This is a genomic window from Ectothiorhodospira magna, assembly GCF_900110965.1.
In the GTDB taxonomy this organism is placed as follows: Bacteria; Pseudomonadota; Gammaproteobacteria; order Ectothiorhodospirales; family Ectothiorhodospiraceae; genus Ectothiorhodospira; species Ectothiorhodospira magna.
Genome location: NZ_FOFO01000012.1, coordinates 1 through 25,983 on the forward strand (window position 1 = coordinate 1; position 25,983 = coordinate 25,983).

General features: G+C 61.5%; 21 protein-coding genes. 16 read left to right on the forward strand and 5 right to left on the reverse strand.

Annotation, left to right across the window (positions count from 1 at the left end; all coding sequences use genetic code 11):
* The first annotated feature begins 144 nt into the window (after positions 1–144).
* From BMX62_RS06085 to BMX62_RS06150, 14 genes are all read left to right on the forward strand, one after another.
* On the forward strand, positions 145–771 hold the full coding sequence (locus BMX62_RS06085; RefSeq protein ID WP_274377159.1) for a CheR family methyltransferase: 627 nt from the start codon (positions 145–147) through the stop codon (positions 769–771).
* The gene (locus BMX62_RS06090) at positions 768–1,298 is read left to right on the forward strand and encodes a chemotaxis protein CheD (protein ID WP_090205955.1); all 531 of its coding nucleotides are present in this window, start codon (positions 768–770) and stop codon (positions 1,296–1,298) included. The genes BMX62_RS06085 and BMX62_RS06090 overlap by 4 nt, the downstream gene beginning before the upstream one ends.
* On the forward strand, positions 1,295–2,374 hold the full coding sequence (locus BMX62_RS06095) for a protein-glutamate methylesterase/protein-glutamine glutaminase (protein ID WP_090205958.1): 1,080 nt from the start codon (positions 1,295–1,297) through the stop codon (positions 2,372–2,374). Before BMX62_RS06090 ends, BMX62_RS06095 begins: the two co-directional genes overlap by 4 nt.
* Before the next feature lie 119 nt (positions 2,375–2,493).
* Positions 2,494–4,563: a sensor histidine kinase gene (locus BMX62_RS06100; protein ID WP_090205961.1), complete on the forward strand. Its 2,070-nt coding sequence runs from the start codon at positions 2,494–2,496 to the stop codon at positions 4,561–4,563.
* 167 nt (positions 4,564–4,730) lie between these two features.
* Positions 4,731–5,078, forward strand: a complete 348-nt coding sequence (locus BMX62_RS06105) for an ATP-binding domain-containing protein (protein WP_338011471.1) — start codon at positions 4,731–4,733, stop codon at positions 5,076–5,078.
* Positions 5,079–5,092: 14 nt separating this feature from the next.
* Positions 5,093–5,398 (forward strand): hypothetical protein, encoded by a 306-nt coding sequence (locus BMX62_RS06110; protein WP_090205967.1) that lies wholly within the window; start codon positions 5,093–5,095, stop codon positions 5,396–5,398.
* 114 nt (positions 5,399–5,512) lie between these two features.
* Entirely contained in the window at positions 5,513–7,309 is a 1,797-nt protein-coding gene (locus BMX62_RS06115; RefSeq protein ID WP_090205970.1) for a sensor domain-containing diguanylate cyclase, read from the forward strand.
* Between the two features lie 178 nt (positions 7,310–7,487).
* The gene (locus BMX62_RS06120) at positions 7,488–9,467 is read left to right on the forward strand and encodes a type I restriction-modification system subunit M (RefSeq protein WP_090205972.1); all 1,980 of its coding nucleotides are present in this window, start codon (positions 7,488–7,490) and stop codon (positions 9,465–9,467) included.
* 73 nt (positions 9,468–9,540) lie between these two features.
* Positions 9,541–9,729, forward strand: a complete 189-nt coding sequence (locus BMX62_RS06125) for a type II toxin-antitoxin system HicA family toxin (protein WP_420795809.1) — start codon at positions 9,541–9,543, stop codon at positions 9,727–9,729.
* Between the two features lie 37 nt (positions 9,730–9,766).
* Complete coding sequence (locus BMX62_RS06130; protein WP_090205975.1) at positions 9,767–10,177, forward strand: type II toxin-antitoxin system HicB family antitoxin; 411 nt, start codon at positions 9,767–9,769, stop codon at positions 10,175–10,177.
* 132 nt (positions 10,178–10,309) lie between these two features.
* Entirely contained in the window at positions 10,310–10,519 is a 210-nt protein-coding gene (locus BMX62_RS06135) for a hypothetical protein (protein ID WP_025282312.1), read from the forward strand.
* 33 nt (positions 10,520–10,552) lie between these two features.
* Positions 10,553–11,944: a restriction endonuclease subunit S gene (locus tag BMX62_RS06140; RefSeq protein WP_090205977.1), complete on the forward strand. Its 1,392-nt coding sequence runs from the start codon at positions 10,553–10,555 to the stop codon at positions 11,942–11,944.
* Positions 11,941–12,120 carry a hypothetical protein gene (locus BMX62_RS06145; protein WP_090205980.1) on the forward strand — a complete coding sequence of 60 codons (180 nt, stop codon included), beginning with the start codon at positions 11,941–11,943 and terminating at the stop codon, positions 12,118–12,120. The genes BMX62_RS06140 and BMX62_RS06145 overlap by 4 nt, the downstream gene beginning before the upstream one ends.
* A gap of 1 nt (position 12,121) precedes the next feature.
* Positions 12,122–15,337, forward strand: a complete 3,216-nt coding sequence (locus BMX62_RS06150; RefSeq protein ID WP_090205983.1) for a type I restriction endonuclease subunit R — start codon at positions 12,122–12,124, stop codon at positions 15,335–15,337.
* Positions 15,338–15,608: 271 nt separating this feature from the next.
* On the opposite strand, the gene BMX62_RS06155 is transcribed toward BMX62_RS06150, so the two are convergent.
* Complete coding sequence (locus tag BMX62_RS06155; RefSeq protein ID WP_090205986.1) at positions 15,609–16,169, reverse strand: tyrosine-type recombinase/integrase; 561 nt, start codon at positions 16,167–16,169, stop codon at positions 15,609–15,611.
* 345 nt (positions 16,170–16,514) lie between these two features.
* On the opposite strand from BMX62_RS06155, the gene BMX62_RS06160 reads away from it, so the two are divergent.
* Both BMX62_RS06160 and BMX62_RS06165 read left to right on the forward strand, forming a co-directional pair.
* Complete coding sequence (locus BMX62_RS06160; RefSeq protein ID WP_090205990.1) at positions 16,515–16,772, forward strand: FitA-like ribbon-helix-helix domain-containing protein; 258 nt, start codon at positions 16,515–16,517, stop codon at positions 16,770–16,772.
* Positions 16,769–17,194, forward strand: coding sequence for a type II toxin-antitoxin system VapC family toxin (locus BMX62_RS06165; protein WP_090205993.1), 426 nt, complete (start codon positions 16,769–16,771; stop codon positions 17,192–17,194). The genes BMX62_RS06160 and BMX62_RS06165 overlap by 4 nt, the downstream gene beginning before the upstream one ends.
* 141 nt (positions 17,195–17,335) lie before the next feature.
* Here BMX62_RS06165 and hrpA read toward each other — a convergent pair whose 3' ends face one another.
* The 4 genes from hrpA to BMX62_RS06185 form a co-directional block, all read right to left on the reverse strand.
* Positions 17,336–21,205 carry an ATP-dependent RNA helicase HrpA gene (gene hrpA, locus BMX62_RS06170; RefSeq protein WP_090205997.1) on the reverse strand — a complete coding sequence of 1,290 codons (3,870 nt, stop codon included), beginning with the start codon at positions 21,203–21,205 and terminating at the stop codon, positions 17,336–17,338.
* Between the two features lie 31 nt (positions 21,206–21,236).
* Positions 21,237–21,803, reverse strand: coding sequence for an SPOR domain-containing protein (locus BMX62_RS06175; RefSeq protein WP_090206000.1), 567 nt, complete (start codon positions 21,801–21,803; stop codon positions 21,237–21,239).
* Positions 21,803–23,563, reverse strand: coding sequence for an arginine--tRNA ligase (argS, locus tag BMX62_RS06180; protein WP_090206004.1), 1,761 nt, complete (start codon positions 23,561–23,563; stop codon positions 21,803–21,805). Before argS ends, BMX62_RS06175 begins: the two co-directional genes overlap by 1 nt.
* Before the next feature lie 140 nt (positions 23,564–23,703).
* Positions 23,704–25,917 carry a primosomal protein N' gene (locus BMX62_RS06185; RefSeq protein WP_090206009.1) on the reverse strand — a complete coding sequence of 738 codons (2,214 nt, stop codon included), beginning with the start codon at positions 25,915–25,917 and terminating at the stop codon, positions 23,704–23,706.
* Between the last annotated feature and the right edge of the window lie 66 nt (positions 25,918–25,983).

The window sequence follows — 25,983 nt, forward strand, 5'->3', positions numbered from 1 at the left end:
GGTATCCGTTGCCCGGATTCGCCAAAATCACCACAAAATACCCTGATCTCACGGCTACTGGCGCTCGCAGCGTGAGGGAAATTCGGAAACTTCAGTGAATACTACAAACTGCTTAAAACTCACCCACCTGAACTTCAGATTGCCATCAATCTCCTAACAACCAATGAAACTTATTTTTTCAGGGAGCCCAGGCATTTTGAATTACTTCGAGAGCGGGTTTTGCCCGAATACAAGATAAAGCATCTTCGTGGATATTCCAACCCGTTGAGAATCTGGAGTGCTGCATCTTCCAGTGGTGAGGAGGCCTATAGTCTCGCCATGGTCTGTGACGATGTGCTCGGCACTATGGAATGGGAGATCCTTGGCTCCGATATCAATTCCAGCATCCTGGACAAGGCTCGTCTGGGACTTTATGAAATGTCACGGATCGAAGGCATCCCACAAGCCTATCTAAAGCGGTATTGTTTGAAGGGAATCGGCTCTCATTCCGGTCAATTGTTGGTTGATGCTTCGTTGCGGAATAAAGTCTTTTTCATGCGTTTAAATCTGAATGATTATCTTCCAGATTTGGGTGGGTTCGACATCATTTTTTTAAGGAATGTCCTGATTTATTTTGAAATGGCCACCAAGCAGAAGGTGGTGTCCCGTGTTTTGAAGCGGCTTAATCCCGGCGGCTGGTTTTTTGTCAGTCACTCTGAAAGTTTAAATGGCATTCAGCATGATCTGGTTCAGCAGGCTCCCGCAGTGTACCGTAAAGAGGCCGCAGCATGATGAACCAGGATGATGCAGTTCAGGATATTTTCCTGGGTCCGGGTGATGTGAGAATTGGAGATGCCAATATCCGTCTGCGTACCGTGCTGGGTTCCTGTGTTTCGGTAACACTCTGGCATCCCGTTAAAAAAATCGGCGGCATGTGCCATTACGTCATCGCCTCATCTCTGGTGTATCGACAGGATCAGGAAACCCGCTTCGCAGATCAGGCCATCAAAGTGCTGATTGAATCCATGCAGAAGGCTGGTTGTCCACACAACGAACTTGAGGCAAAGCTCTTTGGTGGCGGTTGCATGTTTGTGGACGAACGCACGGGGCAGTGCAGGGAGGGAACACGCGTATACACAGAAAATGTCATCAAGGGCAAGGCTCTGCTTGCCCAGTATGGCTTGAGCCTGAAAGCAGAGCATTCTGGAGGTGCGGGGCACCGGCAATTGGTGTTTGACATTCGCACCGGTGATGTCTGGCTCAAACACCTTCCCTTGCCGGAGGCTGCACAGGTTCCGGTTATGGAAAAAAATCCATGAAAAAGATCCGTGTCATGCTCGTGGATGACTCAGCCACAGTCCGTCAAGTGCTGTCCGAGGTGCTGTCCACGGCGCCGGATATCCAGGTGATCGGGACTGCCGCCGATCCACTGTTTGCCCTTCAGAAGATGAATCGCGACTGGCCGGATGTGTTGGTGCTGGATGTGGAAATGCCTCGCATGGATGGCATTACGTTCTTGAAAAAGCTGATGGCGGAGCGCCCCACGCCGGTGGTGATCTGTTCCACGCTCACCGAAAAGGGGGCCAGTACCACCCTGCAGGCCATGTCTGCCGGGGCCGTCGAGGTCGTTGCCAAGCCCACCCTGGGTGTGAAGCGGTTTCTGCAGGAGGCGCAGGATGACCTGATTCGCTCTGTACGGGCGGCTGCCCATGCACGTTCCAGGATGATCCTCCGGCAGGAGTCTGTGCCCCCAAAATTTTCCGCAGATGCGGTGGTGGCTGCGCCAGACAAGGTGACCCTGCATCAGACCACCGACAAAATCGTTGCCGTGGGGACTTCCACGGGCGGAACCCAGGCGCTTGAAGTCCTGCTCACCCGGCTGCCTCGCACCTGTCCCGGACTGGTGATCGTGCAGCACATGCCGGAGAAATTCACGGCGGCATTTTCCGACCGGCTGGATGGACTTTGTAACATCGAGGTCAGGGAAGCACGGAATGGTGACCGGGTGCTGCCGGGACTGGCCCTGATTGCGCCGGGTGGATTTCACCTGCTGGTGCATCGAAGTGGCGCACAGTACCAGGTCAAGGTAGAACAGGGGCCGGCGGTCAACCGGCATCGCCCTTCGGTCGATGTGCTGTTCCGTTCCGTGGCTCGCTGTGCGGGGGGCAATGCCCTGGGGATCATCATGACGGGAATGGGGGATGACGGTGCGCGGGGGCTTAGGGAGATGCGTGAGGCTGGTGCGTTGACCCTGGCTCAGGACGAGGCTACGAGTGTGGTCTATGGCATGCCCCGTGAAGCCGTGAGGATGCAGGCGGTGGACCGTAGTCTGCCCCTGCAGGCTTTATCCGAGAAGATTGTACATTTCGGGATGGGCAAGCTTCGCAGGGGGTGACTCTGGCATAAAATGTATAGTTAGTTAGGGTATAACATCTATAACGAAAGTTGTGATACCGCAGCCACCCCGCCATTCCTCCCGCGATTGAAAGCGCGGATTTCCTTGCGGAGGGATTGATGAAATCTTTGCATGATTCCTCCCTGGCGAGTACCGAACAGGGCTGTGCCGTTCGAGCGATTTTTGCGTTTTGGCAGCAGAACCTGCGCTCCGGGCAAACCCAGGCCGATCCATGTCTGCGCACGCTCTATGGTCATGCCAAGGACGGCCCTGCCCTGTCTGATATCCGAGCGCTTCGTGAGGCGCATGTCCATCCCGAGGATCGCGATCTGCTGGAGCAAAACATCCAGCAGGCGCTGGCAAACCCCGGTGAGCCATGGGATTGGGGCTATCGAATTCGCCATGTTGATGGCTCCACACGTTATCTGCGCTCGCGCGGGCGCTTTGAGCGCGATGCTCAGGGACAGCCCCTGATCATGGTGGGCATGGAAGAGGATGTCACCGATCAGGTGGAGCAAGGAAAGGCGCAAGAGGTGGCGTTGCATCGCCTCGAACAGACAGAGCGTATCGGTCCTATCGGTCACTGGGTGACCCATCCAGCCACGGGTGACTTGATCTGGTCACCCATGACCTATGAGCTATCTGGCTTTGATTCGGCGGGCAAGCCGGTCACCGTGCGGGGGGCGCTGCGGGATATGAGCGAACAGCGCGTCCTCCTGCGCCAACTGGCTGAGCACGAATTCAGTTACCAGGATCTGATTGAAAACCAATCACTACTGATCGAGCGCTACCTGCCCGATAGCACCATCATCTTTGCCAATCGCACCTTCGCCCATTACATGGGCATCCAGCCTGAAGCAGTGTGCGGCAAGCGCTGGCTGGACTTTTTGCCCGCGGAGCAGCGCGAACGTGCGCAGGCGCATCTGGCAGGCTTCACACCTGAGAACCCGGTGAGCAGCTTCGAAAACAGCATCCCGACCCAAGATGGCCAGTCATTCTGGGTGCTATGGACCAATCGAGCTTTTTTTGATGAACACGGCACGCTGACCCACTTCCAATCCGTGGGGGTGGATATCACCGAGCGCCATCGTGCGGAGGCTGCCGAGCAGCAATTGCGCAGGGAACTCCAGAGAAGACAAAGCGAACTGGAGGGGATCTTTGCCGCGGCCACCTCGGTTAGCCTGATCAAGGTCGATCTGGACTTGATTATCCAGGAAGTCAGTCCTGGCACGGTGGCCCTGTTTGGCTATTCGCGTGAGGCGCTACTCGGCCAACATGTCTCCATGCTCCACACTCAAGACCCTGTGGACGCAACGAATGAAGACCTACCCATCCGGGTTGAGACCGAGCTGCTGCGTCGTGATGGCAGCACCTTTACGGCTTGCTTGACCGTCCACCCGGTGTGTGATGCTCAGGGCAAGATGGTGGCCGCCCTGGGTGTTTCCTTCGATATCAGTGATCAGAAGCGGGCAGAGCGGGTGTTGGCCGAGGCGCTTGAAACCAGAACCCACTTCATGAACGCAGTCAACCATGACTTGCGTACACCGCTCAACACCCTCATGGGATTCGCGGATCTGCTAGCTGACACGGATCTGACCGAGGGCAAGCGCAGGGAATACAAGCATCACTGCCAGCAGGCAGGCAAGAAGTTACTGGCTCTTGTGGACTCGCTCCTGGAATTGAGTAGCCTTCAGGCGGGAGGGGGCCATGCAGTCGCTGAAACTTTCAACCTGCATGAGACGATTGAGTGGCAATTTCAAAATTATCATGAATTGGCCCGGGATCGCGGTTTGGCACTGGAGATTTTTATAGATCCTGCAGTGCCAGAGTGGGTCACTGGGGACGCCACCAAGCTGGACCAGTTGCTCTCCAATCTGGTGAGTAATGCCATCAAGTACACGAAGGAGGGCCGTGTGGACCTGAAGGTTCATGCCCAGGGGCAGGATGATCGGGTCACCTTTCTGGTCAGTGACACCGGAGAGGGGATTTCGCCGGAACGGCAGGAGCGGATCTTCAACGCTTTTGACCGGGGTGGCTATGAGGGTGAGCAGAAAGGCTTTGGCCTGGGGCTTACAATTGTGCGCGAACTGATTGATCTGCTCGGCGGGGAAATGGACCTTGACAGCACACCGGGGGTAGGCTCCACGTTCAAGCTTACCCTGCCTTTGCCCGCTGTATCCGTGCATTAGGCGCCTTCATGACTCTTACCACGCCCAGGCAGCGCGTGGCGCAGCTCACTGACTCCGCCACCACCCTTGATAGGCCCATCATGGCCGAGCGCACCATAAAAAAATTGTGCAAACTACCCCACAGCCAATAATGTCATCTCCCCCCTACCACACGGATTTCTGAATCCGTGAAGCCCTTCCGGCGACAAGCCCTGGATCTGGATGAGCAGGAGCTGAGCGTCTGTTTCGAGGGCCGCAGTGTGGTGTATGGGTTCGGCGAACTGGATGGCCTGGTTCCCGGCTATGCGGTCACCATCCACAAATCCCAGGGGTCTGAATATCCGGCTGTGGTGATCCCGGTACTGACCCAGCACTACCCCATGCTGCTGCGGAATCTGCTTTACACCGGCGTCACCCGAGGGCGGCGCCTGGTGGTCCTGGTGGGACAACCCAAGGCGGTGGCCATGGCGGTACGCAATGCATCGAGCCGCAAACGCGGGACCCGGTTGCGGGAATGGCTACAGTCGGAGGATTAGAAGGCGCCCAACTCATGCCAGACCTTTGCCAACTCTGTGGCCGGGCGGAAGTGCTCACCCGGCATCATCTGATCCCAAAAACCCGACACCACAACCGGCGCAACAAACGACTGTTCGACCGGGCGGAGGTTCGGACGCGGGTCATCTGGATCTGCCGCCCTTGTCACAGCCAGATCCATCGGGTTCTGGACGAAAAAACCCTGGAGCGGGAATACAACACCCTGGAAGCCCTGCGGGACCATCCCGACGTTCGAGCCTTTGTCCAGTGGATTGCCGGAAAGCCGGTGGGGTTCAAGCCCAAGGGAGGACGGCGGCGGTGATCTGGCTCAAAGGCCCATCATGGACGACCGATGGGTGAGCGCGTGAAAAAAAGCAGGTAAACTACCCCACAAGCAATAACGTCATCCCCTCCACCACACGGAGTGCCCCTACACATGGATCGTGGCCATTGGTACGGTCCCCAACACGCCTGCACCATTCCACCGCCCCCACCAGGAACCGGTGGCCGATCCTGGTTCCCGTTGGCCTGGATCATCATCCCCGCCATCCTGCTACTTTTCTGGTCCGGCCCCACCATTGCGGCCTGGGCCTCCTGGCCTGCTCCGCTTCAGGTCAGCGGCGAGGAACGCTTGGCCCTGGCCCCCGGCAGTCACGTGTATCTGGACAACGCCGGCCATACCCGGCCCGAGTCCCTGCTGAGGGATGGCCAGCCCGATTTCCTGCCGGTTCGGGCCACCTCCTTCAACCTGGGCATTCAACCCGGCGTCCTCTGGGTCGCCTTCGCCCTCGATGACCTGGACGCACGCCCCCGCCTGCTGACCTTGGACAACCCCTTGTTCGAGTCGGTCACCCTGTTCATCCTTGACCAGGACGGCCAGTGGCAAACCGTCCCTCGGCATCGGGCCGTGGATCGGGAGGGTCAACTCCGTCCCGCCTGGCGGCATCGATTCCAGATCCCCGCCCATACCCCGGCCAGCCACTGCCTGCTGCGGGTGGAGACCATCCAGAGCCTGCGTTTCCATGCCGAGATCCAGACCCACGAAGGGCATCAGGCCCAGGCCACCGGCTTATGGCTGGCCCAGGGGGCTTACCACGGCATTATCCTGGCCATGGCCCTGTACAACCTGTTCCTGCTGATCACCCTGCGGGATACCAACTACGCCTGGTACATCGGCTTTGTGCTCTCCACCGCCGGCTACTTCCTGTTCCAGCGAGGGCTGCACCTGGAATTACTGCCCACGGTCACACCTCAGACCACCCATTTGCTCATGTTCCTGTGTCTGGCGCTGCTGTCGGTGTTCGTGCTGGGATTCTGTCGTCGTTTCCTGCTCACCCGCCAGCGTGATCCGGTCTGGGACCGCTGGCTGCTTCTGGCCAAGGGGCTGCCGGTGATCGGCATCCTCCTGCATCTGATGGACGCCTCGTTCAGCGTATTATTCTTCTCCCTGAGCCTGCTGCTGATCATCGTCCTGGTGATCGGTGTCACGGTGCGCAGCCTATGGCGCCACCGGTTCCGCCCGGCCCTGTACCTGCTGCTGGCCTGGGCCGTGATGATCCTGGGCGCCCTGCTGTTCATCCTCGCCGCCCTGGGCCTGCAACCCAATACGACGTTGACCTACTACGCCATTCAAGTGGGATCGGCCCTGGAGGTGATCATGATGTCCCTGGCCCTGGCCTGGCGCATCCGGGTCTTGCAGGCAGAGCGGGAAGCCCTGGCCCGCCGGGGGATGCATCTGGAACGGGTGAGTCAGACCGATGCCCTCACCGGTCTGTACAACCGGCGCCATCTGGAACGCCTGCTGCCGGAAGCCGTGGCCACCGCCCACCAGAGAAGTGCGCCACTGTCCCTGGTCATCATCGACGCTGACAACTTCAAGCAGATCAACGACACCCATGGCCATCAGCAGGGGGATCAGGTACTGATCCGCATGGCCCATGTACTGGCCGACACGGTACGCCGGGGGGATACGGTCTGCCGTTATGGGGGCGAGGAGTTCGTGGCCCTGCTGCCCGGTGCCGATGACACCACCGGGCGGCAGATTGCCGAGCGGCTGCGGCAGGCCGTGGCCCGGATGCCCAGCCCCCTGGACGAGGACATGGCCACTCACACGGTCAGCATCGGCCTGGCGACCCTGCGACCGGGAGAGCGGGCCGAGGATCTGTTCCTGCGGGCAGACCGGGCGCTGTATGTGGCCAAGACTGGGGGGAAGGACCGGGTGAAGGTGGGGTGAGGCTGTTCCGCGTTGATGCAATCATGCTGGTATGGCATAACAGTCCCATGACCCATTGCCGGTCCTAGTATCCCACCCCCAAGGAGTTCTCATTGCACATGGATCGTCCCCCCGCCAATCTCCCACCATCTGCTGAACCGGCCCCAGGTTGCCGGGGAAAGCCCTGGGAAAACGTGCCATGAACACCGAAAACCACACCCAACTCGCCGCCTTCATCTGGTCCGTGGCGGACCTGCTGCGCGGGGATTTCAAGCAGTCCCAGTACGGTCGCATCATCCTGCCCTTCACCCTGCTGCGGCGCCTGGAGTGTGTATTGGAACCCACCCGGGCCAACGTGCTCAGCGCCGCCCAGGAACACCAGAGCAAACCCGACCCGGTGCGCGATAAGCTGCTGCTGCGGGCGGCGGATCAGCCCTTTTTCAATGCCTCGCCCCTGACCCTGGGCACATTGTCCGATACCCAGACCGGCGATGACCTGATGAGCTATGTGCAGTCGTTCAGCCGGGATGCCCGGGAGATCTTCGAGCACCTGGAGTTCGAGGGATTTATCCAGCAACTGAGCGCCAACAACCTGCTCTACCAGGTGGTGCAGCGCTTCGCCGCCATCGACCTGAGTCCGCAACAGCTCTCCAACTACGGCATGGGGCTGGTGTTCGAGGAACTGATCCGCAAGTTCGCGGAAAGCTCCAACGAAACCGCCGGGGAGCACTTCACCCCCAGGGACATCGTGCACCTGACCACCTCCCTGGTCCTCACCGGCCAGGAAGACCGGCTGCAACCCCACCGGATCATCACCGTCTATGACCCCACGGCAGGCACCGGGGGGTTTCTCTCCGAGAGCGACGAATACATCCAACAGGTCAGTCAGGGGGTGACCGTCTCCCTGCATGGCCAGGAACTCAACCCGGAGTCCTACGCCATCTGCAAGGCGGACATGCTCATCAAGGGCCAGGCGGTGGAGCAGATCAAACTGGGCAACACCCTTTCCGACGACCAGCTGGCGGGCGAACGCTTCGATATCATGCTCTCCAATCCTCCCTTTGGCGTGGAATGGAAGAAGGTCCAGAAGGCGATCACCGACGAGCACACGCAGAAGGGCTTTGATGGGCGCTTCGGTCCCGGTCTGCCCAGGGTGTCCGATGGCTCCCTGCTGTTCCTGATGCACCTGGTGAGCAAGATGCGCCCCCGCCAGGAGGGTGGGTCACGCATCGGCATCATCCTCAACGGTTCACCCCTGTTCACCGGGGGAGCCGGCAGCGGGGAATCGGAAATCCGCCGCTACCTGCTGCAGCACGACCTGGTGGAGGCCATCATCGGCCTGCCCACCGATATGTTCTACAACACCGGCATTGCCACCTATGTGTGGATTCTCTCCAACCACAAGCCCGCCGAGCGCCGGGGCAAGGTGCAACTGATCAACGCCACCGGTCGAGCCAGCAAGATGCGCAAGTCCCTGGGCAGCAAGCGCCAGTATGTGGCCGATGGCGACATCAACGAGATCGTGCGCCTGTATGGCGCCTTTGGGGAGGCGGAAGAAAGCCGGATCTTCCCGGTGGAGGCCTTCGGCTACCGGCGCATCACCGTGGAACGTCCGCTGCGGCTGAATTTTCAGGCCAGCCCGGAGCGCATCCAGCGACTGCTGGAGGAAAAGCCGATCCAGAAGCTCGATGGCACCACCCGCCTGGGTATCCAGGCCGCCTGCGAGCGGCTGGATGCCGAACGGGTCTACACCAACCGCGATGCTTTCCTCAAGGATCTCAAGGCGGCACTGAAGGCCCTGGACCTGAAACTGGGCGCCCCCGTGATGAAGGCCATCCTGGGCGCCCTGTCCGAGCGCGACCCCGAGGGGAGCATCTGCACCGACAACCAGGGCAATCCGGAGCCGGACACCAGCCTGCGGGACAATGAGAACGTGCCCCTGGGGGAATCCGTGTTCGACTACTTCGAGCGGGAGGTGAAGCCCCACGTCCCCGATGCCTGGATTGACGAGGGCAAGCGCGACCCGTTGGACGGGGAGATCGGCATTGTCGGCTTTGAGATCCCCTTCAACCGGCATTTTTACACGTTCACCCCGCCCCGCCCGCTGGAAGAGATTGACGCGGACCTGAAGGCTTGCACGGATCGGATCAAGCGGATGATTGAGGCGCTGTCGGCGTGAGCCATGGGTTGTCATTTCGTTGAGGGAACATAACCCCAGAGGCATGTTTACATGGTAGTGTTGGGAAAGGAGCATGGCGGTGCAGAGCAGAGACCTGATCAAGGCACTGGAAGCTGACGGCTGGTATCTCGACCGTATCAAGGGCAGTCATCACGTCTTCAAGCATCCAACCAGGCCCGGATCGATTCCAGTGCCACACCCGAAGAAAGACCTGCCCATCGGCACCGTCAACAGCATCCTGAAGCAAGCGGGGCTGAAGTAGCCTCGCGTCCAGGTTTCCCCTGTGCAGGAGAGAGAGTATGCAGTATCCCATCGCCATCGAATGGGGTGACGAGCACACCGCCACCGGCATCGTGTTCCCGGATATTCCCGGTGCGATCACCGCCGGCGATACTGTAGAGCAGGCCTATGAGATGGCCGTCGAAGTCGCGCATATCCAGTTGGAAGAACTCGCCTCGGCGGGGAAGGCGATTCCCATGCCCGGGAATATCACCGAGCACCGCCAGAACCCCGAGTTCGCCGGCTGGGGATGGGGGTTGGTCGAGATCGACATCACCCCCTATCTGGGCAAGACGGAAAAGGTCAACGTCACCCTGCCTGGCCGTGTGGTGAAACAGATCGATCAATATGTGAGCCTGCACGGCATCAAGAGCCGATCGGCCTTCCTGACCCGAGCCGCGCTGCATGAGCTGGAGCGTAACGCCAAATGAGCTTTCCGAGATATCCCGGGTACAAACACCACAACACCCCCAAGCCTATCCCGCAGTCTGCTCTGGAGACGCTCAAATCGGGGGATCACTTCTTTCCGGTAACCTGCCCGCGCAGGAATTCAGGAGATATCCATGCTGCATACGATTGAAGTGGAAATCGACAGCCAAGGCCACATTCAACCGCTGGAGCCGATGCCCCGACTTCCGGCGGGCAGGGGCCTGTTGACTCTGCTCACCCCGCCTGCCGATGAGGCGACCCTGCTGGCCGAAGCCGCCCTGGCCGAGGATTGGTCCAAAGCCGAAGAGGATGAGGCATGGGCACATTTGCAGCCGGGCAAGTAGTTGTCCTGCTGTCTCATCTGTAGAGCATCGAAAATGAGTTTTCCGAAATATCCCGAGTACAAGGATTCCGGGGTGGATTGGTTGGGGGAAGTGCCGGCGCATTGGTCAGTTAGGCGGATTCGGTACGTAGCAGATATCAATCCGTCAAAATCCGAAGCACGATCATTAGCGGGCAATAAGAAAGTCAGTTTTATCCCCATGGAATCGGTGGGGGAAGACGGTACGCTTGACTTAAAACATGTGCGTCCACTGGAAGAAGTTATCGACGGATATACCTATGTTCGTGATGGTGACGTCACTTTCGCCAAGATCACGCCTTGCTTTGAGAACGGTAAAGCCGCTTTGATGGAAGGGCTGGAGTCGGGTATTGGCTTCGCCACCACGGAATTGACTGTTCTTCGGCCAAAACCGAAATGCTCAACCGGCGAATTCCTTTTTCGTGTTGTCCATTCAGGGCCTTTTCGACTTCTTGGCGAGGCACGCATGTATGGGGCTGGCGGACAGAAACGGGTGCCGGATGATTTTGCCAGAGATTTCACGATTGCTTGGCCACCACTGACCGAGCAGGCCACCATCGCCGCCTTCCTCGACTACGAAACCGCCCGCATCGACGCCTTGGTGGAGGAGCAGCAGCGCCTGATCGAACTGCTCAAGGAGAAGCGCCAGGCGGTGATCTCCCATGCCGTCACCAAGGGGCTTGATCCCGATGTGCCGATGAAGGACTCCGGGGTGGAGTGGCTGGGGGAGGTGCCGGCGCATTGGGAACTCACACGTATCGGCTGGATCACCTCCGAGCTAACTTATGGCTTCACAAACCCTATGCCTACAGAGGATGACGGGCCAAAAATGCTCACAGCCAACGACATTGGCTGGGGTGAGATTTTTTATGACACAGCACGGAGTACCTCAGAGTTTGCGTTTAAAAAGCTTCTCACAGATAAGAGCCGTCCTCGACGTGGTGACTTGCTGCTTACGAAAGATGGGACCTTAGGTCGTGTAGCTGTGCATGATGGCCGGCCTGCATGCATTAACCAATCAGTAGCACTTATAAGAACTGCTTGCGTGGCTGATCCTGATTACTTATGTGCGTTATTACAGGCGTCATGCTACCAGTCTCAAATGATTTTCGAGGCTGGCGGGACGACTATTAAGCACATATATATAACTAGGTTTGCAAAAATGCCAGTAGCGTTACCGCCACTGCATGAGCAGGGAAAAATATTAGAAAAGATGAAGAGTGAAGATGCTATATATTTGTCTCTGATTGCAGAAGCTGAGAAGTCAGCAAAGCTTCTAGGGGAACGCCGCTCCGCCCTCATCTCCGCCGCCGTCACCGGCAAGATCGACGTGCGCGACTGGCGGCCACCCGACAATGCAGCTGCCGCCCCTGCCAAGGCACTGCTTGCCCAAGAGGCACAGTCGTGACCCAACTGCCACCCGATACTCAGGAAATGCTCGACAGCCTTCGGTCTGCGGTTGCGGAGGCCCTGGAACGCAAGCGACGGCTTGGGGAGTATGCCGTGTTCTGGGAAGACGGAAAGCCTGTTCTGGTGGGCGAGGATGCCCCGCCGTATCCTGAACCCGATCAACAACGAGGATGACATGGCCGACAGCCGCGAAACCCAGTTCCAGCAGGACATCATCAACGCCATGGAGTCGGGCGGCTGGACAGTCGGCACCGCCAGCGGCTATGACCGGGCCTCGGCCCTCTATACCGAGGATCTGCTGGGATACATCCAGGACGCCTGGCCCGAGCGCTGGGAGAAGTTCTGCAAGGCCAACCCCCAGGCCCCGGACACGGTGTTGGTGCAGAAGGTGGTCCGTGAACTGGAGCGGGCCGGTACCCTGGAGGTGCTGCGCCACGGTTTCAAGGTACCGGGGGTCAAGTTCGATCTGTGCAGCTTCCAGCCCGACCACGGCATGAACCCGGATTCCCTCGCCCGCTTCCGGGCCAACCGCCTGCGGGTGGTGCCGGAGGTGTCCTATTCGCCCCATGCCCGCGAGAAAGGGCAGGGGAGTGAGAGCTACAACCCGCGCCTGGACCTGGTGCTGTTCGTCAACGGCATCCCCACCGCCACCCTGGAACTCAAGAGCCAGTTCAAGCAGACGGTGGAGAATGCCAAGCGCCAGTATCGCAAGGACCGGCCCGTAAAAGATCCGGTGACCCGCAAGCCGGAACCTCTGCTCACCTTCAAACGCGGCGCCCTGGTCCATTTCGCCGTCAGTCAGACGGAAGTGGCCATGACCACCCGGCTGGCCGGCAAGGACACCCGTTTCCTGCCCTTCAACCGGGGCACCGAGGAAGGCGGGGCCGGCAATCCGCCGCCCGCCGATGCCCAAAGCTATGCCACCGCCTACCTGTGGGAAGCGGTCTTCGCCCCGCAGGCCTGGCTAAAGATCATCGGCCGCTTCCTGCACCTGGAGCAAAAGACCGAGGAGGATTTCCATGGCCGCCGCCAGACCAAGGAGACGCTGATTTTCCCCCGTTACCACCAGTGGGAAGTGGTCAACCGGCTGATTGAGGCCACCCGGGCCGAGGGACCGGGACGGCGTTATCTGGTACAGCACAGCGCCGGGTCGGGCAAATCCAACTCCATCGCCTGGGCCGCTCACCAGTTGGCCAACCTCTATGCCGAAGACGGCACCAAGCTATTCAACTCGGTGATCGTGGTCACCGACCGCACGGTGCTGGACAGCCAGCTGCAGGAAACCATCTACCAGTTCGAGCATGCCCACGGTGTGGTCTGCCCCATCACCCGGGACATGGGCAGCCAGAGCAAATCGGAGCAACTGGCCGAGGCCCTGGCCAACCACACCCGCATCATCATCGTCACCCTGCAGACCTTTCCCGCCCTGTTCGATGCCCTGGACAAGCGCCCCAAGCTGGCCCAGGGCCATTATGCCGTGATCGCCGATGAGGCCCATTCCTCCCAGACCGGCAGTGCCGCCAACAAGCTCAAGGCCCTGCTGGCGGCAGCGGGAGAAGCGGAGCAGGACGATACCGGCGAGATCAGTGCCGAGGCCCTGCTGGACGCCGCCGTGGCCTCCCGTCGCCCCAGTGAGCGCATCAGCTATTACGCCTTCACCGCCACCCCCAAGGCCCGGACCCTGGAACTGTTCGGTCGCCCACCGGACCCGGATCGCCCCCCATCGGCGGACAACAAGCCCGAGCCGTTTCACCTGTATTCCATGCGCCAGGCCATCGAAGAGGGCTTCATCCTGGACGTACTGCGCAACTATGTGACCTACAACACCGCCTGGAAACTGGCCCATCCCGAGGGGGAGACACAGGAAGTGGAATCCAAAAAGGCCTCGCGCACCCTGGCCCGGTGGGTGCGCCTGCACCCCTACAACATCGCCCAGCGGGTGGAAGTGATCGTCGAACACTTCCGCGACAACGTGCGTCACCTGCTGGATGGCCAGGCCAAGGCCATGGTGGTCACCGCCAGCCGTCAGGAAGCGGTACGTTACCGGTTGGCCATGGGCCGCTACATCCAGGACCAGGGCTATGAGGATGTTCACCCCATGGTGGCTTTTTCCGGCACTGTGCCGCCGGATGAGGAGATCCCCGAGGAAGTGACCGAAACCAGCCCCCTGCTCAACCCAGGGCTGAAGGGCCGCGACCTGGCCAAGGCGTTCGACACCGACGAGTACAACGTGATGATCGTCGCCAACAAGTTCCAGACCGGTTTTGATCAGCCCAAGCTGTGCGCCATGTATGTGGACAAGAAGCTGCAAGGAGTGGACTGTGTGCAGACCCTCTCCCGCCTGAACCGGCTGTTCCCCGGCAAACAGACCTTCATCGTGGACTTTTTCAACGATGCCCAGGAAGTGCTGGAGGCTTTTATCCCCTACTACCGCAAGGCCGAACTGGCGGACGTGTCCGATCCCCAGGTGGTGTTTGACCTGCAGCGCAGCCTGGATGCCAGCGGCATCTACCAGTGGCCGGAGGTGGCGGGCTTTGCCCAGGCCTTTTTCGATCCCAAGGCCCCGGCAGCCAACCTCAGCTACTACTGCCGCCCGGCCCAGGAGCGGTTCCGGCAACGGTATCAGGCCATTCTTGATCAACAGCGCATCTGGCGAGAGGCCCGTGACCAGGCCGAGCGAGACGGCGACGACAAGGGGCTAAAACGCGCCCAGCAGGAACTCAAGGATGCCGGCACCACCCGCGATGAGCTGGACCTGTTCCGCAAGAACCTGGCCAGTTTCGTGCGCACCTATGAATTCCTCAGCCAGATTGTCACCTTTGACGATATCGAATTGGAGCAGCTGTGCGTATTCGCCCGCCACCTCCACCCGCTGCTGCGCCTGGACCGACTGCTGGATGATGACGCCATCGACATCAGCGAACTGGAACTGACCCATTACCGCCTGACCAAGCGGGAGGAACAGCGCCTGCGTCTGGAGGATTCGCAAGGGGATTACGGCCTCAAGCCGATCAGCGAGGTGGGATCAGCAAAGCCCCACGACCCAGAAAAACAGCGCCTGGACGAGATCATTGAAAGGCTCAATGATCTTTACGGCGCCGAAGTCAGCGACGACGACAAGCTGCACTTTGCCAACGGCATTGCCGACCGCATCGAGCGGGATGAGGCAGTGATGGCCCAGGTGCGCAGCCACAGCGAGGCCCAGGTGATGCATGGCCTGTTCCCCAAGAAGGTCACCGATGCGGTACTGGATGCCCTGAGCGACCATGAAAAGCTCAGCCTGCCGGTGCTGGAGGATGAAAAAGCCGGGAGGGCGTTTGCGTTGTTGATCTTGAAGTTGCTGGCGGGGCGGTCGGGGGGGCGTCGGGGGGGCGAATGCAGATCAGTTTGATGGGGTTGTCGAAAAACTTTGACGAGGTGTTCAACGAGAAGAGAAGTGCAAAGCTGCTTTCCATCACCTTATGAGCAGTTGCTACGGTGGTGGGCGAGTGTGTGTCAGATGTCGGAAACGCCGCATTGATGGGGTAGACCCAACAGTCGTGTCACCAGCCGCCATTTTTCTCAAGGCAGGATCAGCTGAGTGTTCATGTCGAGTTCGAAGGCCCGCACAGGCCAGTTTCCCAGCGGCCAGCATATGACGCGACTGCTTGTTCTACCCCTGCTTACAGACAAAACTCATCCGCCAACGCCTGCACCTCCTCCTGGGTGATCCCCAGGTAGCGCATGGTCACCGCTGGACTGCTGTGATTCAGAGTCATGCAGATCAGTTCGATGGGCTTGCCGGCGTTGTGCATGGCCCAGCCCCGGGTCTTGCGCATGCTGTGGGTGTTCAGCCGGAGGTCAATACTGCGCCTCTCCCCCACGGCCTTGAAGGCGCGGGACACCACGGACCGGGATAGGGGCTTGCTGAGTGCCTTGGCCCGGTTGCTTTCGCCTTGAAACAGGTAGACATGATCCGGGTGTTCCCGCCGGCGCCGGTCGATGACCTCCCGGGCGGCGGCATTGATGCGGATGATCCGGCGCTTCTTCGTTTTCCCCTCGACCAGCTCCAGGGTATCGCCGGCTACTTGGTCGTAGCGCAGGCTGAGCAGGTCACTGATCCACAGCGCCAGGTTGATACCGATTTTCCAGATGTCGGCGTATACCTGACCGTGGCCATCGGCTAAGGCGTACTCGATGCGCCGGATCTGCTCCGGGGTCTTGGCGGCTTCGACGTGATTCATGGGGCGGGACTCTAATTCACAAAAATGCGTATAGCGCATAATGAGTGAAGTAGAGTCGGGGCGCAAGGGCGGATGTCAGGCGGAATGAGGGTTTTCTAGTTCACACAATTAAATTATGTGAAGTAGAGGCACGACCGGCAAGTCTTGTTCTGCTGGCCATGACCAACCGTCGTGGTACGGATCCGTATGCCCGGTGGTGTGGGCGGACAGGTGCCAGCCTCCCTCCGATCCGATATGAGTCCATCGGGGACAGATTCCGGTTCTGGACTCTCACGTTTGCAAGGCACTTGCCAGTTGATTGCGTTTATATGAAGATGCAATCAATGAGGTCTTAGGAGTGACAAGATGGCAAGCGTGACCGTAAGAAATTTGCCAGATGAGGTACACCGTGCGATTCGCGTGCAGGCCGCCCATCACGGCCGCAGCACCGAGGCGGAAATACGCGCCATTCTGGAAGCCGCAGCCCGGCCGCCCGAGCGCGTCAAACTCGGTTCCATGCTGGTATCCATCGCCCGCGAGGCAGGTGAAATGACCGATGCCGAAGTCGAGCACCTCAACCAGCTCCGCGACAAGACGCCGGCGTCACCGACGAGTTTCGAATGATCGTCCTGGATACCAACGTCATTTCAGAGTTGTGGAGGGTCGAGCCGGATCCCAATGTGCTGGCCTGGATCGACGCACAGACGATTGAAACGCTCTATCTTTCGGTCATCACCGTGGCCGAGCTGCGCTATGGTCTTGCCACGATGCCAGAGGGCAGGCGCCGCACGATCTACCAGGAGCGTCTGGAGCATGATGTGTTGCCGATTTTTGGGGACCGCGTGCTGCCCTTTGATCTGGCTGCCTCTCAAGCCTATGCCGACTTGATGGCGCGGGCGAGGACGGGAGGGAAGGCAATTGGCCAGGCGGATGGTTATATCGCCGCCACTGCCGCTGTTCACGGTTTGATGGTCGCAACACGGGACGTCAGCCCTTTCGATGCGGCTCATCTGAAAACCATCAATCCCTGGGAAGTCGGGGCATGACGGGGCTTCCGGGACCAGGAAAATCGGCAAAACGAACGAGTTGAGCCTCCAGAAAGCTGCAGTGCATCAAAACCACGACCTGCCGATGAGCCGGGCGATGGCCCCATCAGGGCGAGGGACCGCGGGCGGTTTGCGGGCTGATCACGCCCGATCCAGACTCTTGCGCAGATCCTCCAGCCGCTTCACCGACACCTTCTCCACCGTCCCCAGTTCCTGAGCAAACAGGGACACCCGCAGTTCTTCGATCAGCCAGCGGTAGCGCGACCAGTCGCCGCCGGTGCGCCCCGCCGCCCGACGGGCCTTGCAGTCCTCCCACAGGGGTTCCAGGTCCACCCGGGCGCGCCGGTCCTTGTCCGGGGCATGGTCCAGCCGTTCCATGCGCCGTTCGATGGCCGCCAGATAACGGGGATACTGGGCCAGCCGGTCCGGCGGCGTTTCCAGCAGGCAGTGGGGATGGATCAGGTGTTCCAACTGGTCCCGGATGTCTCCCGCCGCCTCCACCCAGGACAGGGGCAGGGCGCCCTTGAGGCGGGTGCGGATGCGCTGGTAGGCGGTGAGGATCTCCCCCGCCAGAGCACATAGGGCATTGGCCGCTGCCACCAGTTCGCCCCGGCCCGCTTCCAGACGCTGCTCAAAGGCTGCCGCGTCCCTGGGCCAGGGCTCGGCCATGAATACCCGCTCCACCGCCGCAAATACCAGATCATCCTTGAGAGCCTCGCAGCGATCCACCGGGTTGTACTGCAGGCACAGGCGCTGAATGTCCGGCAGACTCCGGTACAGGTACTTCACCGGCTCCCTTGCCCCCAACATGAACAGCCGTCGCAAACCGGCCCGGTGGATGGTCGCTGCCCTGGCGGGACTGTCCGCCAGAATCAGGGCTACCCGGTCGCCCCGGTCTTCCAGGGCCGGATAGCCCCGCAGGGTGGCCCCGTGCTGCTGGAACGCCACATGGTCCGCCAAAGGGCCAAAATCCCAGTCCGTCAGGCCATCCCGCTCCCTGTCCTCGGGTCGGTGAGCCTGAAAGCTCTCCACCGCCCGCCCGGATAACTGATCCTTGAGGGCTTGAAGATCCCGGCCACTCACCAGGGTCTTGCCCTGGGGGTCCACCACCCGATAGCGCATCTGCAAATGGGGTTCGAGCCGCTCCGGCTGCCATTGATCCAGGGGCACATCGGTGCCGGTGATCTGGCGCAGGGCACGGGTCAGGGCCGGGATCAATTCGCCCTGGGTGACTTCCAGCCGGGCCAGGGCCGCCCGGGCAAACTCCGGGGCCGGCACGAAATTCCGGCGCAGGGATTTGGGCAGGGTCTTGATCAGGGCGGCGATTTTTTCCTCCAGCAGTCCCGGCACCAGCCAGTCCCCCCGACCAGGGTCCAGGGCATTGAGGGCCGCCAGGGGCAGGGTGAGGGTGACGCCGTCTGCCTCGTGGCCTGGTTCAAAACGGTAACTCAGGGGCAACCGCAAGCCATCGCTCTCCAGCACGTCCGGGAAGCGCTCCCCCCCCAGGTCCGGGGCCTCTCGCTGCAACAGGGTATCCCGGTCCAGATGCAGTATCGTGGCGTCGTCCCGTTCTGCCTGCTTGCGCCAGCGTTCAAAGCCTGCACCATCATGGATCTGGGGCGGCAAACGACCATCATAAAAGTCGTAGAGCACCTGCTCGTCTGCCAGCAGATCCCGGCGCCGCCCACGGGCTTCCAGGTCCTCGATCTCCCGGATCAGGGCCTGATTATGGGCCAGGGCCGGGGCACGGCTGCGCAGCCGACCCGCCACCAGACCCTCGCGGATGAACACCCGACGGGCATCCGCCGGGTCCACCCGGCCATAGTTCACCTTGCGTTTGGGATTGACGATCAATCCGAACAGGGTCACCCGGTCCCAGGCCGCCACGGTACCCCGACGCGGCTCGAAATGGGGTTCATAGTAATGATGCTTGAGCAGATGCCCCGCCACCGTTTCCAGAAATTCCGGACGGATGGCGGCGCATTCCCGGGCGTAGACCCGGGTGGTCTCGGCGATCTCGGCGGCCATGATCCAGGCCGGGGTGCCCTTGAACAGCCCGGAAGACGGGTGGATATGAAAGCGCCGGTTGCGGGCGCCCAGATAGTCGTGCTTTTCCGTCTTCACCCCCACCTGGGTCACCAGCCCGGTGAGCAGGGCCCGGTGGATGGCCGCCGGATCAGCCGGTTCCTGGTTTTCCTTCAGGTCCATCTCCCGCAGGCTCTGGCGTAGCTGGCCGTGCAGGTCCTGCCATTCCCGCATGCGGACAAAAGACAGGAAATGCTCCCGGCACCAGGCCCGCAGCTTGGCCTTGGAGAGATGGCGGGACTGTTCCCGCCAGGCGGCCCACAGCTTCAGGTAACCCAGGAAGTCCGATCCCGGTTCCCGGAATCGGGCATGGGCTTCGTCGGCGGCCTGACGTTTCTCGGCGGGGCGTTCCCGCGGGTCCTGGAGGGCCAGAAAGGCCACGATCAGGGTCACTTCCGCCAGGGCCTGCTCCCGGGCCGCCGCCAGCAGCATGGCCCCCAGGGTCGGATCCACCGGCAGCCGGGCCAGTTGCCGGCCCGTGGCGGTGATGCGGTGGGCATCGTCCACTGCCTGCAGGGTCTGCAGCAGCTTGAAGCCGTCCCGGATCAGACGGGTGTCCGGCGGCTCCACGAAGGGAAAATCCTCCGGATCGCCCAGGTTCAGGTGGGCCATCTGCAGGATCACCGAGGCCAGGTTGGATCGCAGGATCTCCGGGTCGGTGTACGCCGGACGAAGCTGGAAATCCTCCTCGCCGTAGAGGCGGATGCAGATCCCCGGCCCCAGGCGCCCGCAACGCCCCGCCCGCTGGTTGGCCGAAGCCTGGGAGACCGGCTCCAGGGACAGGCGCTGGATGCGGGAGCGCCAGGCATAGCGGGCGATACGCACCAGCCCCGAATCGATCACATAGCGGATGCCCGGCACGGTGAGGGCGGTTTCGGCCACGTTGGTGGCCAGTACCACCCGCCGGCCGGTGTGGGGGGCAAAGACCCGATTCTGTTCCGCCGCCGACAGCCGGGCGTAGAGGGGCAGGATCTCCGTATGCCGGGGATGGTGCTTGCGCAGGGCCTCGGCGGCTTCGCGGATCTCCCGCTCTCCGGGCAGGAACACCAGGATGTCGCCGGGACCGGCCTGGGCCAGTTCATCCACCGCCGCCAGCAGGGCCTCGTTCAGATCCCGGTCGGTGTCGGCGTCATCCTCGCCGGTGACCGGGCGGTAGCGGATCTCCACCGGGTAGGTGCGGCCAGGGACTTCGTAGACGGGGGCATCGGCGAAGTGGCGGGCGATGCGTTCCGGGTCCAGGGTGGCGGAGGTGATGATGAGCTTGAGGTCCGGCCGCCGGGGTAGCAGACGCTTGAGATAGCCCAGCAGGAAGTCGATGTTGAGGCTGCGCTCGTGGGCCTCGTCGATGATGAGGGTGTCGTAGGCACTCAGCAGCGGGTCCGAGCGCAGTTCCGCCAGCAGGATGCCGTCGGTCATGAGCTTGACCAGGGTGCGGGGGCCGACATGATCGGAGAAGCGCACCTTGAAGCCCACCTGCTCCCCCAGGGGGCTGTTCAGTTCCTCGGCAATGCGGCTCGCCACCGAGCGGGCGGCGATGCGCCGGGGCTGGGTGTGGCCGATGAGGCCATCGGTCCCCCGGCCCAGGGACAGGCAGATCTTGGGCAGCTGGGTGGTCTTGCCCGAGCCGGTCTCGCCGCAGATCACCACCACCTGATGGGCCTGGATCAGACCAGCAATTTCCTCCCGATGGGCGCTGACGGGCAGATCGTCGGGGAAGTTCGGCGAGGGCAGGGCCTGGCGGCGTTGTTCACGGGCCAGGACCGAGGCTTCGATCCGGCCATTCAACCGCTCCAGCAGGCGGTCGGCGGGCTTGCCGGCCTGGATTCGGCGACGAGCGCGGTCCAGATCCTTGTGGAGGGCGTCATGGTCCCGTGTCAGGCAAAGGGGAATGCGTGCGGCGAGCTGATCGGGGTCCGGGTGAGACATGGGGACGTGTCGGTATGGAGCACTGACGCCGTCAAGCGTCAGGCACCCGCACCATGATGGTCTGGACCTGATTGGCATGCAGTCGCTCCCGCATCCGGTTCAGGTTGTCCAGATCGGTGAATGGTCCCACCTGTACCCGGTGCCAGGTGTCCCCATTGACGGTGACCGGCTGGATACGGGCCTCCACGCCCATCATGGCCAGACTGGCCCGCAGGCGGTCGGCTTCCTGCTGGGCACGAAAGGAACCCGCCTGTAGCAGATAACGACCAGGCTGTTGCACCGGTGCTGGCGGAGGCGGTGGGCCACCTGGGGCAGTACGGGGCTGAATCTGGGGTTCAGGCACCACCACCTCCAGTTCCGGCAGCAGGGTGTAAAAGTCGAAACGCGGGCGGGCCGGCCCCGAATCCGATGCCTCCTGGGCTGGGGTGGCCACGGGTGATTCTTCGGGGGCGGACTGTTGGGTCTGCAGATACACCACCAGAGCAATGAACAGACCGATCCCCAGGCCAGAGGCGCCCCAAATCCAGCTGGGCAGAGGCGGGCTTTCCTCCTCCACGGGCCGGGTGCGGCTGGCCTGGCGCCGGGGCTTGGCAGCCATTACATCTCCTCGGGCGCACAGACGCCCAATAATTTGAGACCGTTGGCCAGTACCTGTCGCACCGCCAGGATCAGGTTGATACGGGCATCCCGCAATTGGGCATCATCCACCAAAAACGGATGGGCGTTGTAGTAGGTGTGGAAATCATTGGCCAGATCCCGCAGATAGTTGGCCACCTGATGGGGTTCCTCCGCCAGGGCGGCGGCCTCCACCATTTCAGGATAATGGGCCAGACTGGCCAGCAGGGCGGATTCATGGTCTTCAATGAGCCGGTCCAGATGGGCCTGACCGTGGGTTTGATCGTGGGTCATCCCCCTGGCCACCATCTGGCGCAACACGCTGCATACCCGAGCATGGGCATACTGGATGTAGTACACCGGGTTATCGTTGGACTGGGATTTGGCCAGATCCAGATCAAAATCCAGGTGTTGTTCGCAACGGCGCATGACGTAGAAAAACCGGGCGGCATCATTGCCCACTTCCTGCCGCAGTTCCCGCAGGGTGACGAAACTGCCGGAGCGGGTGGACATCTGCACCCGCTCGCCACCCCGGTAGAGAATGGCGAACTGCACCAGCAGCACATCCAGACGGGCATCTTCCCGGCCCATGGCATGCAGTGCCGCTTTCACCCGGGGCACATAGCCGTGATGATCGGCGCCCCAGACATCAATCACCCGGTCATAGCCCCGGTCGAACTTGTCCATGTGGTAGGCGATATCCGAGGCAAAGTAGGTGGTCTGGCCGTTGTCCCGCTGTACCACCCGGTCCTTCTCGTCGCCATATTCGGTGGAACGAAACCACAAGGCCCCGTCCTTTTCATACAGGGCACCCTGGTCCTGCAATTGTTTCAGCGCCTTGTTGACGGCGCCCTTGTCGGTCAGGGAACGCTCCGAGTACCAGGTCTCATAGGTGACGCCGAATTCCGCCAGATCATCACGGATGTCATCCAGGATGACATTGAGGCCCAGTTCAAAGACATGGCGGTAGCGGTCGTCCCCCAGCAGGGTTTTGGCCCGCTGGATCACCGCGTCGATGTATTCTTCCTTGTCGCCGCCGTCCGGCTCATCCAGTGGCAACCCTTCCATCAGCACCTGGGCGGTCACGGCATAATCACGGCCATGTGTCTGGAACAGGGTGTCGGCAATGTCCCGTACATAGTCCCCCCGGTAGGCATTGGTGGGAAAATGGAACTGCACCCCGCACCGTTCCAGATAACGCAGCCAGACGCTGGTGCCGAGAATGTCCATCTGTCGGCCTGCATCATTGACGTAGTATTCCCGGTGGACTTCAAAACCCACTGTCTCCAGCAGGTCTGCCACTGCCGCACCGTAGGCGGCGCCGCGACCATGTCCCACGTGCAGGGGGCCGGTGGGATTGGCGGAGACAAATTCCACCTGCACCTTCTTGCCGGCGCCCAGACGGCTGCGACCGTAGGCTTCTCCGGCTTCCAGCACCTGGGTAATCACCCTCAACCGGGCGCGGCGACTGACGAATAGATTGATAAAACCCGGACCGGCGATCTCCACCTTGTCCAGGATATCCGATTCGGGCAGATGGTCGATGATCAACTGGGCCACGTCCCGGGGTTTGCGACCCAGAGGCTTGGCCAGTTGCAGGGCCAGGTTGGTGGCAAAATCACCGTGGGCCTTGTCTCTGGTGCGCGTCAATTGAACCTCCACCGACCGGTCGGCGGGCAGGGTGCCATTGCCGGTGAGGGTGTGGAGGGATTGTTCGAGCAGGGCCTGTAATTGAGGTTTCAAGGTTTCGGTATCCGAAGAAGAACAAACGGCGGGAAAATCTCAACGAGGGCAGATTCTATCGAGAATGGCAAGGGGGGTGAATACCCTTGCCGGGATGAGGGCGCCAGGAAGCCATCAAAAGAAGAAAGAAAAGCAACGGTTTATTGCAAATCCACCGGGTCCACATCCACGGACCATCTGACCTTTCTGGCGCCGGGTAATCGGGGAAGATCGGGCAGCCAGATGGCCAAAGCCTTGCGCAGATCCCGCCGTTGGTCTGCCTGTAGCAGCAGGTGGGCCCGATAGCGTCCCGCCTTGCGTTCCATGGGTGCTGGCGCCGGTCCCCAGGCCTGTACTCCCTGAGGATTTTTCGAGGTCAGGGCCTGAGACGCCCCCTCCAGAAACACTCGGGGGGCCTCGGCATCTGCCGCTTCTGCCCGCAGCAGCGCCAGGGCGGCGTAAGGGGGCAGGTGAGCTTCCCTGCGCTCGGCCAGGGCGGCCTGGGCAAAGGCGCCATAGCCTGCCCTGAGCAGGGTCAGCAACAGGGGATGGTCCGGGTGATGGGTCTGGATCAGCACTTCTCCGGGTCGGGCGCCGCGACCGGCCCGTCCAGCCACTTGGACGATGGTCTGGGCCAGACGCTCCACGGCCCGGAAGTCGGCGCTGAACAGTCCCTGATCTGCCTCCAGAATGGCCGCCAGGGTCACATTGGGAAAATCATGGCCCTTGGCCAGCATCTGTGTCCCCACCAGAATACGGTGCTGGCCGCTGCGTACCCCTTCCAGCGCCGAGGCCAGGGCGCCTTTGCGCCGGGTGCTGTCCCGATCAATGCGCACCACCGGCCAGGCAGGAAAATGCCGTCGCAGGGCCTGTTCCACCCGTTCGGTGCCCTGACCCCGGCCTACCAGGGGGCGACTGCAGCTCGGGCATTGGGCGGGCACGCCGGTTTCATGGCCGCAATGATGGCACCGCAGGCGGCGGATGCCTGCATGCCAGGTCATGCGGGCGTCACAGCGGTGGCAATCAGCCACCCAGCCACATTCATGGCAGATCAGGGCCGGGGCATACCCCCGCCGGTTGAGAAACAGCAGCACCTGACCATCGTCTTCCAGATGCTGTTGTATCCGATCCAGCAGCGGGACCGACAAGCCCTCGTCCATGAACTGACTGCGCACGTCCAGCAGCTTCAGGCGCGGCGCCGAAGCGCCGCCGGCCCGGCCCGGCAGGGACAGATGCCGATATTGCCCCCGTGCCACGTTGGCCAGGCTCTCCAGAGCCGGAGTGGCCGATCCCAGCACCACCGGCACCTGTTCCCGATGGGCGCGCATCACCGCCAGATCCCGGGCGTGATAGCGGAAACCGTCCTGCTGCTTGAGGGAGGGGTCATGTTCCTCATCGACAATGATCAAACCGGGCCGTGCCCAGGGGGCAAAGACCGCCGAACGGGTACCGATCACCACCCCGGCCTCGCCGCTGCGGGCGCAAAGCCAGGCGCAGAGGCGTTCGCTGTCATTGAGTCCAGAGTGCAGTACCGCAATGGGGATATCCAGACGCGCCCGAAAACGGTCCAGCAATTGAGGGGTGAGGGCAATCTCGGGCACCAGCACCAGGCACTGACGGCCACTGGCCAGCACCTGCCGGATCACCTGTAGATAGACTTCGGTCTTGCCGCTGCCGGTCACCCCTTCCAGCAGATGGCCGGTGAATCCGTCCAGACTGGCCACAATGGCCTCCACCGCCTGTTGCTGGGCGGCGTTGAGGGCAGGGGCCGGGGCCGGTGGGGTATCCACCTGGGTCAGACAGGAACGGGCGTCTATCTGCACCAGTCCCTTGTCCACCAGTGCCTTGAGCGATTGACGGGGATCGGTGTCCTGCTGGGTTCTGAGCTGTTCCAGGGTCAGGGCTTCCTGTCTGTCCTGCAACAGGCGCAGCAGGGCCGTCTGGCGAGGGGCGCGGGGCAGACTGGCCGGATCGGTGCGGCGGCCTGCCTCGGTCAGGGTGCAATACTCGATACCCTGAACCTGGGCCGGCTTGCCCTGACGCAGGGCCACGGGCAGGGCAGCGGCCATCACCTCACCCAGGGGATGCTGATAGTAGTCGGCGGCCCAGGTGAGCAGGTTCAACAGCAGCGCGTCAAGCAGTGGCTCGGCGTCCAAAGTGGCCACGATGGGCCGTAGCCGGTGACTTGGCACATGGGATGCCTCGCTGTGACCGATGACCACCCCCACCATCTGACGCCGACCAAAGGGCACCCGCACCCGGGCACCGATGGCAGGCAGGTTGGCCTCATCGGGAGCCGGCAGATAGTCGAAATACCCCTGCACGGGGGTGGGGACGGCAATCTGGAGAATGGGGGTGGCGGAGGACTGGGGCATGGTGGCGAATGATGCCACATCCGCCCGATGATAAAGCTGCTCTCCCCCTGGCGGGAGAGGGGTTGG

Bases quoted from the DNA above. Each gene is read 5' to 3' on its own strand.
- BMX62_RS06125 (WP_420795809.1), top strand. From the start codon at position 9,541: ATGGCGGTGCAGAGCAGAGACCTGATCAAGGCACTGGAAGCTGACGGC.
- BMX62_RS06160 (WP_090205990.1), top strand. From the start codon at position 16,515: ATGGCAAGCGTGACCGTAAGAAATTTGCCAGATGAGGTACACCGTGCG.
- BMX62_RS06135 (WP_025282312.1), top strand. From the start codon at position 10,310: ATGCTGCATACGATTGAAGTGGAAATCGACAGCCAAGGCCACATTCAA.
- BMX62_RS06115 (WP_090205970.1), top strand. From the start codon at position 5,513: ATGGATCGTGGCCATTGGTACGGTCCCCAACACGCCTGCACCATTCCA.
- BMX62_RS06155 (WP_090205986.1), bottom strand. From the start codon at position 16,169: ATGAATCACGTCGAAGCCGCCAAGACCCCGGAGCAGATCCGGCGCATC.
- BMX62_RS06175 (WP_090206000.1), bottom strand. From the start codon at position 21,803: ATGGCTGCCAAGCCCCGGCGCCAGGCCAGCCGCACCCGGCCCGTGGAG.
- BMX62_RS06120 (WP_090205972.1), top strand. From the start codon at position 7,488: ATGAACACCGAAAACCACACCCAACTCGCCGCCTTCATCTGGTCCGTG.
- BMX62_RS06150 (WP_090205983.1), top strand. From the start codon at position 12,122: ATGGCCGACAGCCGCGAAACCCAGTTCCAGCAGGACATCATCAACGCC.
- BMX62_RS06130 (WP_090205975.1), top strand. From the start codon at position 9,767: ATGCAGTATCCCATCGCCATCGAATGGGGTGACGAGCACACCGCCACC.
- BMX62_RS06095 (WP_090205958.1), top strand. From the start codon at position 1,295: ATGAAAAAGATCCGTGTCATGCTCGTGGATGACTCAGCCACAGTCCGT.
- BMX62_RS06140 (WP_090205977.1), top strand. From the start codon at position 10,553: ATGAGTTTTCCGAAATATCCCGAGTACAAGGATTCCGGGGTGGATTGG.
- BMX62_RS06165 (WP_090205993.1), top strand. From the start codon at position 16,769: ATGATCGTCCTGGATACCAACGTCATTTCAGAGTTGTGGAGGGTCGAG.
- BMX62_RS06185 (WP_090206009.1), bottom strand. From the start codon at position 25,917: ATGCCCCAGTCCTCCGCCACCCCCATTCTCCAGATTGCCGTCCCCACC.
- BMX62_RS06090 (WP_090205955.1), top strand. From the start codon at position 768: ATGATGAACCAGGATGATGCAGTTCAGGATATTTTCCTGGGTCCGGGT.
- BMX62_RS06110 (WP_090205967.1), top strand. From the start codon at position 5,093: ATGCCAGACCTTTGCCAACTCTGTGGCCGGGCGGAAGTGCTCACCCGG.
- BMX62_RS06100 (WP_090205961.1), top strand. From the start codon at position 2,494: ATGAAATCTTTGCATGATTCCTCCCTGGCGAGTACCGAACAGGGCTGT.
- hrpA (WP_090205997.1), bottom strand. From the start codon at position 21,205: ATGTCTCACCCGGACCCCGATCAGCTCGCCGCACGCATTCCCCTTTGC.